General features: G+C 73.5%; 9 protein-coding genes. 5 read left to right on the top strand and 4 right to left on the bottom strand.

Features of this window, described 5'->3' with window-relative positions; genetic code table 11:
• Positions 1-72: 72 nt before the first annotated feature.
• Positions 73-726, bottom strand: coding sequence for a class I SAM-dependent methyltransferase (locus tag H1D33_RS14520; protein WP_246411363.1), 654 nt, complete (start codon positions 724-726; stop codon positions 73-75).
• 204 nt (positions 727-930) lie between these two features.
• Here H1D33_RS14520 and H1D33_RS14515 point away from each other — a divergent pair, with 204 nt between their 5' ends.
• On the top strand, positions 931-2,988 hold the full coding sequence (locus H1D33_RS14515; protein WP_181567563.1) for a DNA gyrase/topoisomerase IV subunit B: 2,058 nt from the start codon (positions 931-933) through the stop codon (positions 2,986-2,988).
• A 32-nt stretch (positions 2,989-3,020) separates the two neighbouring features.
• Positions 3,021-5,510 (top strand): DNA gyrase/topoisomerase IV subunit A, encoded by a 2,490-nt coding sequence (locus H1D33_RS14510; protein ID WP_181567564.1) that lies wholly within the window; start codon positions 3,021-3,023, stop codon positions 5,508-5,510.
• On the opposite strand, the gene H1D33_RS14505 is transcribed toward H1D33_RS14510, so the two are convergent.
• The 3 genes from H1D33_RS14505 to H1D33_RS14495 form a co-directional block, all read right to left on the bottom strand.
• Positions 5,464-6,981 carry a uracil-xanthine permease family protein gene (locus tag H1D33_RS14505; RefSeq protein WP_307755188.1) on the bottom strand — a complete coding sequence of 506 codons (1,518 nt, stop codon included), beginning with the start codon at positions 6,979-6,981 and terminating at the stop codon, positions 5,464-5,466. The two genes, H1D33_RS14510 and H1D33_RS14505, sit on opposite strands and share 47 nt — an antisense overlap.
• Before the next feature lie 71 nt (positions 6,982-7,052).
• Positions 7,053-7,658 carry an alpha-ketoglutarate-dependent dioxygenase AlkB gene (locus tag H1D33_RS14500; protein WP_181572742.1) on the bottom strand — a complete coding sequence of 202 codons (606 nt, stop codon included), beginning with the start codon at positions 7,656-7,658 and terminating at the stop codon, positions 7,053-7,055.
• Between the two features lie 55 nt (positions 7,659-7,713).
• Positions 7,714-9,039 (bottom strand): polysaccharide pyruvyl transferase family protein, encoded by a 1,326-nt coding sequence (locus H1D33_RS14495; RefSeq protein ID WP_181572743.1) that lies wholly within the window; start codon positions 9,037-9,039, stop codon positions 7,714-7,716.
• A gap of 144 nt (positions 9,040-9,183) precedes the next feature.
• Here H1D33_RS14495 and H1D33_RS14490 point away from each other — a divergent pair, with 144 nt between their 5' ends.
• The 3 genes from H1D33_RS14490 (at position 9,184) to H1D33_RS14480 (ending at position 11,774) form a co-directional block, all read left to right on the top strand.
• Entirely contained in the window at positions 9,184-10,362 is a 1,179-nt protein-coding gene (locus H1D33_RS14490) for an acyltransferase family protein (RefSeq protein ID WP_181567566.1), read from the top strand.
• A 78-nt stretch (positions 10,363-10,440) separates the two neighbouring features.
• Positions 10,441-10,878, top strand: a complete 438-nt coding sequence (locus tag H1D33_RS14485; RefSeq protein ID WP_181567567.1) for a hypothetical protein — start codon at positions 10,441-10,443, stop codon at positions 10,876-10,878.
• 131 nt (positions 10,879-11,009) lie between these two features.
• On the top strand, positions 11,010-11,774 hold the full coding sequence (locus H1D33_RS14480) for a hypothetical protein (protein ID WP_181567568.1): 765 nt from the start codon (positions 11,010-11,012) through the stop codon (positions 11,772-11,774).
• The last annotated feature ends 167 nt before the right edge of the window (positions 11,775-11,941 follow it).

Below are 11,941 nucleotides of genomic sequence, written 5' to 3'. Positions count from 1 at the left end.
AAACATGAAAGATTCTTCAGGGGAGCGATCAGATCACGGGCGTGTGACGGGCGTCAATGGCCGGACACCGGCTCAGCCCCGCCGGAACTCCGCGCGCCAGCGCAGCCCACCGTCCGGGGCGGTGATCTCCTCGATCCGCGCCGCGGTCAGCCCGCCCACGCCGAACGACTCGACCTCGGCCCGGGTCAGCGGCCACGGCGGCCCGTCCACCGCCTCGTCCGGACGCCGGCCCGCCGCGATCACCAGCAGCAGCCCGCCCGGCGCCACCAGCCGCCCCACCGCCGCCGTCGCGGCCGCGCGCAGGTCGACCGGCAACGCCTGCACGTTCATGCTCTCCAGCACCAGGTCGAAGCCGTCCGACCACGCGGCCGGCGGATCGAACAGGTCCGCCACCTCGTAGCGGACCGCCGAACCCGCGTGCCGCCGCCGCGCCTCCCGCACCGCGCTCGGGGCGACGTCGAACGCGACCGTGTCGAAGCCCAGCCCGGCCAGGTGCTCCGCGTCCCGGCCGAAACCGCACCCGACCACCACCGCGCGGCGACCGGAGCCGTCCGGCCGGACCCGCGCGGTCCACTCCGCGACCAGCGAGTGCGGCGCCGCCAGATCCCAGGGCACCTCCGCCGTGCCGCGCCCGGCCTCCGCGTAGAGCCGCTCGAACCGGCCGATCGAGTCACCGCCGGCCGCCGGCCGGGAAGACGCCGAGCCGGTCACGTCGTTGTCACCCACGGATGCCTCCTCGCCCCGGGCGCCGCCGCGGCGGCGACGGCACGAACCCGGCCCGCAGGGTAACCGGACAACGCACCGCACCCGGTGACACGGACCTGTCGGAGCGCCGGGCTAGGCTCGCTGCGGCGCGCCGCGCCCGGCGATCGCCGTGGGGCACCACACGGTGAACGGCACCACACCGCCGAGACCTGGGAGTACGACCAGTTGACCGCACAGCCTGAGACGCTCTACGGGGCCGACGACCTGACCCACCTGGAGGGCCTCGACGCCGTCCGCAAGCGCCCCGGCATGTACATCGGCTCGACCGACAGCCGTGGCGTGGGTCACCTCGTCAACGAGATCCTCGACAACTCCACCGACGAGGGTGTCGCGGGTCACGCCACCGCCGTCGACGTGATCCTGCACGCCGACGGTTCGGTGCGGGTCGACGACGACGGCCGCGGCATCCCCACGGACGTGCACGCCAAGTCCGGCATCTCCGGCGTCGAGCTGGTCCTCACCCGCCTGCACGCCGGCGGCAAGTTCGGCGGCTCCGGCTACAAGACCTCCGGCGGCCTGCACGGCGTGGGCGCCTCGGCGGTCAACGCGCTGTCCCGCCGCTTCGACGTCACCGTCCGCCGCGGCGGCAAGGTCCACGCCATGTCGTTCCGCCACGGCGTACCCGGGATCTTCGACGGCGACGGCCCCGACGCGCCGTTCACCCCCGGCCCCGGCCTGCAGATCGCCGGCGCGATCAAGCGCGGCCAGCGCACCGGCACCTCGATCCGCTGGTGGCACGACCCCCGTTACTTCGAGACCGGCGCCGCGCTCGACACCGAGGCGGTCCGGCTCAAGCTGCGCAACACCGCCTTCCTCGTCCCCGGCGTGGCCTACCGGCTGCGCGACGAGACCGGCGAGGAGGTGGTCGAGGAGCGGTTCCACTTCCCCGACGGCCTGACCGACATGGTGGAGTTCCTCGCCCCGGCCGGCGACCGGCCGGTCTCCGGCACGCTGCTGGTCACCGGCGAGGGCACCTACCGCGAGAACGCCGCCGACGCCAACGGCGTGATGCAGTCCAACGTGCAGCGCCGCGCCGAGGTCGAGATCGCGTTCCGCTGGGGCACCGGCTACGACCGCACCGTCGAGTGCTTCACCAACACCATCCGCAACGCCCACGGCGGCACCCACCGCAAGGGCTTCGAGCGGGCCCTGGCCCGCACCCTCGCCGAGGCCGCCCGCAGCACCCGCGGCCTGCTCAAGCCCAAGGAGGACGCGCCCACCCTGGACGACGTCCTGGAGGGCATGACCGCGGTGGTGCACGTGCGCATCCCGGAGCCGCAGTTCACCTCGCAGACCAAGGACGAGCTGTCCACCGCCGGCATCACGAAGGTGCTGCAGGGGCTGGTCGAGGCGCACCTGAAGAGCTGGCTGGACGACCGCCGCACCAAGGCCGAGGCCCGCACGGTGCTGCAGAAGATCGTCGACGCGGCCCGGGTCCGGCTGACCCAGAAGCAGCAGAAGGACGCCGCCCGCCGCAAGACCGCGCTGGAGGGCGCGGCCATGCCGGCCAAGCTGGTCGACTGCCGCGCGTCAGGCATCGACAGAAGCGAACTGTTCATCGTGGAGGGGGACAGCGCCCTCGGGACGGGGCGCCTCGCCCGATCCTCCGAATACCAGGCGCTTCTTCCGATCCGCGGCAAGATCCTCAACGTGCAGAAGGCCAGCCTCCAGCAGGTGCTGGACAACGCCGAGTGCGCGGCGATCGTGCAGGTTCTCGGCGCCGGCTCCGGGCGCACGTTCGACCTGTCCACCCTGCGCTACGGCCGGGTGCTCATCATGGCCGACGCGGACGTCGACGGCGCGCACATCCGGACGCTGCTGATCACGCTCTTCGCCCGCTACATGCGGCCGCTGATCGAGGCCGGCCGGCTCTACGCAGCGATGCCGCCCCTGCACAAGATCACCACGAAGGGTCGCAACCCGCAGACCACCTACACTTACACCCAGGCCGAGATGGAGGCGACGGTCCGCAAGCTGGAGAAGGCCGGCAAGCAGATCGTCACCCCGATCCCGCGCTTCAAGGGCCTCGGTGAGATGGACGCCGACGAGCTGTGGGAGACCACCATGAACCCGGCCACCCGGGCGGTCCGGCGGATCACGCTCGACGACGTCGAGGCCGCCGAGCGCATCCTCGAACTGCTCATGGGCGAGAAGGTCGAGCCCCGCCGCAACTGGCTGATCGACTCCGCCGACCGCGTCGACCGCGACGCCATCGACGCCTGACCACCGCGTTCGTTTCGGAAGGAAGCTGCACCATGGCACGCCGCAAGGACGACCGCGCCAAGGCGGACCTCTCCGCCTTCGACCAGGCCGGCGCCCGGGTCTTCGACAACCCGCTGGTCACCGAGGTTTCCGACTCCTATTTGGAATACGCGTTCTCGGTCATCCACTCCCGCGCCCTGCCGGACGCCCGGGACGGCCTCAAGCCGGTGCACCGGCGCATCCTCTGGTCGATGCACGAGCAGGGCCACCGCCCCGACCGGGGACACGTCAAGTCAGCCCGGATCGTCGGCGACGTGATGGGTAAATACCACCCGCACGGCGACACGGCCATCTACGACGCGATGGTGCGGCTGGCGCAGGACTTCTCGCTCAACGCCCCGCTGATCGACGGGCACGGCAACTTCGGGTCGCCGGACGACGGCCCGGCCGCGGCGCGCTACACCGAGGCCCGGATGTCGCGGGAGGCGATGCTGCTCGTCGGCGAGCTGGGTGAGGACACCGTCGACGTCGAGCCCAACTACGACGGCTCGCTGGTCCAGCCCACCGTGCTGCCGGCCGCCTTCCCCAACCTGCTGGTCAACGGCGCGTCCGGGATCGCGGTCGGGATGGCGACCAACATGATCCCGCACAACCTCGCCGAGGTCGTGCAGGCCGCCCGCTGGCTGATCAACCACCCGGACGCCACGCTGGACCGGCTGATGGAGTTCGTCCCCGGCCCCGACCTGCCCACCGGCGGGTTGCTGCTCGGCCTGGACGAGGTGCGCCGGGCGTACGAGACCGGGCGTGGTGTGGTGCGGATGCGGGGCCGGGTGCAGATCGGCCCGCTGGAGGGCAGCCGCGGCCGGCAGGCCATCACGGTCACCGAGCTGCCCTACGGCGTCGGCGCCGAGAAGGTCATCGCGGCGATCACGAACGAGGTCAACAAGACCAAGCGGCTGACCGGCATCGCCGACGTCAAGGACCTCACCGACCGGGAGAACGGCACCCGCCTGGTCGTCGAGTGCAAGGTCGGCGTCAACCCGCAGGCGTTGCTGGCCGACCTCTACCGGCTCACCCCGCTGGAGCAGTCGTTCGGGGTGAACAACTTGGTGCTGGTGGACGGCCAGCCGCGCACGCTCGGGCTCAAGGAGCTGCTCGAGGTGTTCCTGTCGCACCGCTACGAGGTGGTGACCCGGCGCAGCGCCTACCGCAAGCGCAAGCGGGAGGAGCGCCTGCACCTGGTGGACGGCCTGCTGATCGCCCTGCTCGACATCGACCGGGTGGTCAAGCTGATCCGGGCCAGCGAGGACGCCCAGGCGGCCAAGGACGGCCTGATGCAGAAGTTCCGGCTCTCCGAGATCCAGGCGACCTACATCCTGGACACGCCGCTGCGCCGGTTGACGAAGTACGACCGGCTGGAGCTGGAGGCCGAGCAGGACAAGCTGCGCGGCGAGATCGCCGAGCTGTCGACGATCCTGGACGACCCGAAGGTGCTGCGGAAGCTGGTCTCCGACGAGCTGGCCTCGGTGGTGAAGCAGTTCCCCGCCGAGCGGCGCACCACGCTCGTCGACGGCGACCTGAAGGAGGTGCTGGCGGCGTCGGTGCCGGCCGGCCCGCTGGAGGTGGCCGACGACCCGTGTCAGGTGATCCTCTCCGCGACCGGGTTGGTGGCGCGGACCGCGGCCGAGTCGGAGGAGGCGGCCGAGGCGCGGCGACGCAGCGGCCGGGTCAAGCACGACGCGGTACGCGCGGTGGTGCACTCCACCGCGCGGGGGCGGGTGCTGCTGGTGACCAGCGCCGGCCGGGCGTTCAAGATCGACGTGTTGCCGTTGCCGGTGTTGCCGGAGCAGTCCGGCACGGTGTCGCTGCGCGGCGGCATGTCGGCCGCCGAGCTGGCGCCGTTGGCGCCGGGGGAGACGGTCGTCGGGCTGGCGCCGCTGGGCGCGTCCGCCGCCGGCTCGCCCGGTCTGGCGCTGGGCACGCGGCAGGGCGTGGTCAAGGTGTGCGCGCCGGACTGGCCGGTCCGGTCGGACGAGTTCGAGGTGATCTCGCTGCGCGAGGGCGACGAGGTGGTCGGTGCGTCCTGGCTGACCGACGGCGCCGAGACGCTGGCGTTCGTCTCCTCGGAGGCATCGCTGCTGCGCTTCGCGGCGTCGCTGGTGCGGCCGCAGGGCGTCAAGGGCGGCGGGATGGCCGGCATCAGCCTGCCCGCCGGGGCGCGGGCGGTGTTCTTCGGCGCGGTCCGCACCGACGACGCGCAACACGGTGAGCCGATGGTGGTCACCTCGACCGGTGCCACGGTCAAGGTGACGCCGTTCAAGGCGTACCCGGCGAAGGGGCGGGCGACCGGCGGGGTGCGCGCCCAGCGGCTCCTCAAGGGTGAGACGGACCTGTCCGTGGCCTGGATCGGCCCGCGCCCGGTGGGTGCGACGGCGACCGGCGACCCGGTGGAGCTGCCCCCGGCGGACCCGCGCCGCGACGGCTCCGGCTTCGCCGTCATGCTCGGCCCCACCGTCGTAGGCCACCACATCGACCGCGACTGACCCCACCCCACCCCACCCCGCCCCGCCCCCGCCCCGCCCCGCCCCGCCCCGCGTCGATCTTGCAGTTTCGGCCCGGATATTTCGGGCTAAGCCGGGCAAAACCCGGGCCGCAAGTGCAAGATCCACGCGGCGGGGTGGGGTGGGTGGGGTCAGAGGTCGGGGTCGGGGAGAGCTCGGGGGCGGGGGTGGTGCCGCGTAGGTGGGCTGTCAGGCGCATGCCGTGGTGGATCGCCAGCGCGGCGGCGGTGCCCAGGGCGATGCCGTTGAAGGACAGGTCGCCGGCGGTCAGCGTGTAGTTGGCGGCGCCGACGATGACCGCGACCGCGGCGGTGAACAGGTTGACCGGGTCGTGGAAGTCGACCCGGTTCTCGATCCAGATCCGGGCGCCCAGCACGGCGATCAGGCCGTACAGCGCGGTGGTGGCGCCGCCGAGCACGCCGGCCGGCACGGTGAGGATCAGCGCGCCGAACTTCGGGCAGAGCCCGAGCAGGATCGCCGCGCCGCCGGCCACCCAGTACGCGGCCGTGGAGTAGACCCGGGTCGCCGCCATGACGCCGATGTTCTCCGCGTAGGTGGTGGTGCCGGAGCCGCCGCCGGAGCCGGCCAGCACGGTGGCGAGGCCGTCGCCGAGGAACGCCCGGCCCATGTGCCGGTCGAGGTTCTCACCGGTCATCGCGGCCACCGCCTTGACGTGCCCGGCGTTCTCCGCGATCAGCACCAGGATCACCGGGATGACCAGCACCACGGCCCGCAGGCTGAAGCTGGGCGTGTGGAACTCCGGCAGCCCGACCCAGGCCGCCTGCCGCAACCCGGTGACCGCCTGCTGGTCGAGCTGGCCGGTCACCGCGGCGAGCAGCCAGCCGACCACCACGCCGAGCAGGATCGACAGCCGGGCCAGGAAGCCGCGGAACGCCACGGTGGTGACCAGGATCGCCAGCAGGGTGACCACGGCGATCAGCGGCTGGGCCTTGACGCCGGTGCCCGCGCCGCCGCCGTCCCAGGCGACCGGCGCGAGGTTGAGCCCGATCAGCGCGACGATCGCGCCGGTCACCACCGGGGGCATCAGGGCGTCGATCCAGCGCGCGCCGGCCACGTGCACCACCACGCCGACCAGTGCCAGCGCCACGCCGGCGACCACGATCCCGCCGAGCGCCGCGCCGATGCCGCCGTCGGTCTTGGCGGCGATCACCGGGGCGATGAACGCGAACGACGACCCGAGGTACGACGGCAGCCGGTTGCCGGTGACCAGCAGGAACAGCAGCGTGCCCAGGCCGGAGAAGAAGAGCGTGGTGGCCGGCGGGAAGCCGGTGATGAGCGGGACGGTGAAGGTGGCGCCGAACATGGCGACCACGTGCTGCACGCCGACCCCGACCGTGCGCGGCCAGGAGAGCCGTTCGCCGGGGTGGACCACGTCGCCGGGGCGTACCGAGCGGCCGTCGCCGTGCACGGCCCACCGGGGGAACTGGGTCATCGCCTCACCCTTCACATCTGTGGTGACGGGGTGTGATCGACCCTGGGAGTTGTTTCTAGCACGGGGCGGGGTCAGGCCACCCCGGCAGGGCGGAACTGGACGCTGACCCGGGGGCCGATCGGTCGGGCGGTCTTCGGCACCGCGTGCTCCCAGGTGCGCTGGCAGGAGCCGCCCATCACCACCAGGTCGCCGTGGCCGAGCGGGAAGCGCAGGCTGGCGCCGCCTCCGCCGCGCGGGCGCAGCAGCAGCGGGCGGGGGGAGCCGAACGAGACGATCGCGACCATGGTGTCGGTGTGCGCGGAGCGGCCCTGGGTGTCGCCGTGCCAGGCGACGCTGTCCCGGCCGTCGCGGTAGAGGCACAGGCCGGCGGTGACGAACGGTTCGCCCAGCTCGGGCGCGTAGTGCCGGGTGAGCGCGTCGCGGGCGGCGGTGAGCACCGGGTGCGGCAGCGGCCGGCCGCCAGCGTACCAGCAGAGCAGGCGGGGCACGTCGACCTCGGTGTCGTACATGGTGCGGCGCTCGGCCCGCCACGGCACCTCGTGGCGCAGCGTGTCGAGCACCGCGTCGGAGCCCCGCACCCAGCCGGGCAGGTGGTCGACCCAGGCGCCCCGGCTCAGCTCGTGCCGGCGCACGGCGAGCGGGCCCAGGGTCGGGCCCTGCTCGGCCAGGTCGAGCATCGAGGGCTGGTACGCGTTGCCGGACACGCCTGTGATCGTACAGGCGTACGACCGCTCAGCGGCGCAGCAGCCGGCGGACCGGGTCCGGGACGGCCTGCTTGATACGTTCGCGCAGCCCCTGCGCGCGCAGGGCGCGGACGGTGGCGGCGAGCTCGCGGTTCTCGTCGCGGAGCCGCTGGATGCGGACCAGCAGCTCGTCCGGCCCGGTGGCGGCGGCCGGGCGGACGGCCGGCGGGAACACGGTCTCCGCGACCTGCCGGTCGAACGCGGCGGCGCTGTCGCCGTCGGCGAACGAGGTGCCGAGGTCGTGCTTGGCCAGGAACGCGGTGATGGCGTCGAAGCGGGCCCGGTGGCCCCCGGTCAGCGCGGTGTAGTCGGCCTCCGCGTAGAGGTCGGCGGCGTCGACGTCGGCCGGCACGTCCCGCATGATCCGGTGCGGGATGTCGAAGTAGCGGGCCAGTTCCAGGGTCCGCGAGTCGTGCGCGAAGAGGTAGCCGGGGGTGCCGGAGACCAGTGCCGTGATGGTGCCGTGGATCCGGGTGCCGAAGTTGAAGTCGAAGCCGGACAGGTGCGACATCCAGGTCCACGGGTCGACGAACATCCGCACCTTGTCCTCGACGAAGAGCGGGTGCGAGGCGTGCAGCGGCATCTCGCTGCTCTTGCCCCGGTGCTCGGGCGCGTCGCCGTAGAGCAGGGTGCCGAGGGTCCGCAGGTCCTGCGGGACGTAGCACAGGTTCGGGTAGCGCTCACGGTGCCGGCGGACGACCGGGGCCATCGAGGAGACGTACGGGGAGATGGTCAGCGCGATCCGGTCGTCGGTGGTCAGCTCCGGCCGGTTCTTCGCCAGCCGGAAGTCCGCGCCGTGCAGGAACATCGACGGGCAGCCGATCTGCTCCACCGCGGAGAAGCCGAGGGTACGCAGGTAGCTCTCGGTGATCTCGCCGCGCACCCCGATGCTGTGCGAGCGGTCGAGCACCGCCCGGCAGAACGCGCTCACCGGCTCGTCGATCTGGCGCAGGTACTCCCGGTCGCCGTCGACGTTCGTCTGCACGCCGACGCCGAGGACCACCACCGGGATCTTCAGCCGCTCGATCAGCCGGGTCATCGGTTCGAGGCGGTTGATGAAGCTGCGGCGGAACGCGTTGGCCAGTGGGACGACGAAGACGTCGTACCGTTCGTTGATCTCGTCGGCGTCGCGCGGGTCGGCGAGCTTGCGGGTCGAGGTGACCTCCGCCGTGGAGGTGGCGAGCAGCTTGTTCGCGGCGTGGCTGAAGACCAGGTTGCCGGTGTTGTCGCTGATCCAGTTGCCGGCGAAGGTCTCCTCGGGCGTCAGGACGTCGAACGGGCCCTTGCGGGCGCGGAGGAGGATCCGCTGGTGCATCCGGTCGCTCACCTTCCGATTCGGCCCGGCGGGCGCCGGGGGCCCGCGCGTGCGGGAACGGAAATCCTATCCGCCGCCGGCCGGGGGCCCTCGCGACGCCGCCGGACCGGAGCGGGTCGGCCACCACCCGGTAGGGTGCCCGGGATGACCAGTGCCCCGACCACCGTGCGCGCGCCGCGGCTGCCGTCGCTGACCGGGCTGAGGTGGGTCGCGGCCCTGCTGGTCTTCGGCTTCCATGCGGGCACCATGCGGATCATCGCCGAGCCCGGGTGGAAGGCGGTGATGGACAAGACCTTCAGCCTCGGCCTCTCCGGCGTCGAGTTCTTCTTCATCCTCAGTGGATTCGTGCTGGTCTGGTCGTACCGCGACGGCGAGCGCGGGTGGACGTTCCTGCGCCGCCGGTTCGCCAAGATCTACCCGAACCACGTGGTGACGTTCCTGGCGGCGCTGGCCGTGGCGGCCTGGTTCGCCGACCCGGTCCTGCCCTGGGCGGCGATCGGCAACCTCTTCCTGGTCCAGGCGTGGATCCCGCTCAACGGCTACTTCTACAGCGTCAACAACGTGAGCTGGTCGCTCTCCTGCGAACTGGCCTTCTACCTGTGCCTGCCGCTGGTGGTGCCGTGGCTGCGCCGGGCGCGTACCGGGATGCTCCGGGCCGTGCTGGTCGCCGCGCCGCTGCTCATCCTGGCGCTCTGGCCCGGTCAGCACCTGGTGCCCGAGGACCAGCGGTGGTGGTTCACCCAGATCTTCCCGGTCACCCGGTCCTTCGAGTTCTGGATGGGCGCGGCCGCCGCCGAACTGATGCGCCGCCACCGCTGGCGGGGTCCCGACCTCACCGTGGCGAGCCTGCTGTTCGTCGCCACCTGGGTGGTCGCCGCGCTGTGGATCCCGGCCGAGTTCTGGGCGGCGCTGCTCGCCGTGGCGTACCTGCTGGTCATCGCCGCCGCGGCGGACGCCGACGTGCGGGGCCGGCGGACTCCGTGGCGGTCCCGCCCGATGGTCTGGCTCGGCGAGGTCTCGTTCGCGTTCTACCTGGTCCACGTGCTGGTCATGGTGACCGTCCTGCGGCTCACCGGCGACTGGGGCACCGGGTTGACCGGTTGGCGGGGCCCGGTCGCCGTGCTCGGCTTCCTGCTGCTCACGCTGGCGCTCGCCGCCGCCCTGCACCGCTGGGTGGAGGTGCCGATGATGCGCCGCCTCGGCCCGTCGCGCCGGGTCCGCCGTGCGCCGGCCCCCGCCGCGCCGGGCGTGCCGGCGCCGCGACCGGCCGCCGACGACGCCGTCCGCTCGATCGAGTACGCCGGGCGGCGCCGGCCGGACTGAGCCGCGCGGCCCGCCCAGCGACGTCACGACACGCCGGACGGCGATGCGGCGCGGCGGCATCGGCGGTAATTTGTACCCGTGCTTCCGATCGCGCTCACCTGTCCCGTGTGGTGGGTGGCGCGCTGGGTCGCACGGATGCTGGCCAGCCTGGCCGTGGTGGTCGCCTTCTCGATCGGCGCCGCCGCGCTGCCGGCCGGCGTCTCCGCGGCGGCACCGGCGTCGACCGGCACCGCCGCCGGCCTGACGGCCCACGCCACCGCCGGATGGCAGCGCGGCACCGACGCCCAGCGGCACGACGACGCCACCGCCGGATGGCAGCGCGGCACCGACGCCCAGCGGCACGACGACGCCAACGCCGAACGGCAGCGTGGCCTCGCCGCCGCGCGGCAGGGCGCCCCCACCGGTGTGACCGAGCCACAGCCGGAGAGCGCCGCCGTGCCGCCCTCCCGCCGGCTCCCGCTGCCCGGCGGTCAGCCGCCGGCGCCGGCCGGCCCGCGGGCCCCGCCCGCCCGCTGACCCGCCGCGGGTCCGGCCCGCGCCCCTCCACCCGAACCTCACCCCGCACCCGCCCTCGGCGTTTCGGCGGCGCCCGTACCCGCCCGGCCCGTGCGGATCTTCCCGCTTTCGTCTCCCGTGAGGTGCCGACCATGTCGCAGACCGTTCTCCTCAACTTCCTCACCGCGGTTCCCGAGGCCGCCGCCATCTGGTCGGCGCTGATCGTGCTCGCGCTCGCCCTGCTCGCCGTGCTGGTCGCCCGCCCGGAGCGGGACGGCGCGACCGAGGTCGAAGCCGACCCGGTCGACGCGGACACCCTCCACCGCGCCGACCTCGCCCGATACGCCGACGAGGTGGCCGTGGCCGCCGCCGGAGCCGCCCAGACCGCACATCGCCGCCGCGAGCGGTGGCTGGCCGCGCAGACCGAGGCGGACCGGGCCTGGGCGGCGTACGACGAGGCGGACACCGCCGCCCGCCGCCTGGCCGCCGCCGGCGCGCTGCCCGCCCCGCACACGCCACACACCCCGACCGAGTACGCGGCACGGGAACGCTGGCTGCACCACGCCGCCATGTCGGCGCACTGGCGGGGCGACCTGACCGCCCGCCAACTCGCCGACGTGCTGGCCCACCGCAACGGGTGGGACCCGCGCCGCCACCCGGCCGAGCAGGAGATCGTGCTGGCCCGCACGGTCCGTGACGGGCGTCGGGCCGGCTGGGAGACTGCCGCCGAGCGGGAGCGCCTGGCGTGGCGGGACGCCGAACTGGCCGCCGAGTCGGCCCGCACGCTCGCCGCCGAGGCGTACGCGGCAGCCGTCGCGCTGCGGCCCGTGCCGGCGTCCCGGGCCCCGGCCGCGACCCGCGTCCCGGCGACGGCGGCCGTGCGGAGCGCCCGCTGGCGTCCGGCCCGGGTGGGCTGAGCCGACGACCTCGGCCGAATCGTTACCGAGTGTGGTGAGCCCGGTCACGGGCGCCGTCCGACCGGCGACGGCCGGACCCGATGACCGGTGCTGCGCCTGCTGCCCGTTTCTCCGCCGGCCGGATGTCCCCCTTTTGGGCGGACAGCTACCGGCGTAGCCGCTCGTCC

Source organism: Micromonospora ferruginea (assembly GCF_013694245.2).
GTDB classification, from domain to species: Bacteria; Actinomycetota; Actinomycetes; order Mycobacteriales; family Micromonosporaceae; genus Micromonospora; species Micromonospora robiginosa.
Note: the sequence above shows the minus strand (reverse complement) of the source record. Positions and strands in the feature narration are given on the sequence as shown.

Coding starts and splice junctions, on each gene's coding strand:
- H1D33_RS14495 (WP_181572743.1), bottom strand. CDS start 9,039: ATGCACCAGCGGATCCTCCTCCGCGCCCGCAAGGGCCCGTTCGACGTC.
- H1D33_RS14490 (WP_181567566.1), top strand. CDS start 9,184: ATGACCAGTGCCCCGACCACCGTGCGCGCGCCGCGGCTGCCGTCGCTG.
- H1D33_RS14480 (WP_181567568.1), top strand. CDS start 11,010: ATGTCGCAGACCGTTCTCCTCAACTTCCTCACCGCGGTTCCCGAGGCC.
- H1D33_RS14505 (WP_307755188.1), bottom strand. CDS start 6,981: ATGACCCAGTTCCCCCGGTGGGCCGTGCACGGCGACGGCCGCTCGGTA.
- H1D33_RS14500 (WP_181572742.1), bottom strand. CDS start 7,658: ATGCTCGACCTGGCCGAGCAGGGCCCGACCCTGGGCCCGCTCGCCGTG.
- H1D33_RS14510 (WP_181567564.1), top strand. CDS start 3,021: ATGGCACGCCGCAAGGACGACCGCGCCAAGGCGGACCTCTCCGCCTTC.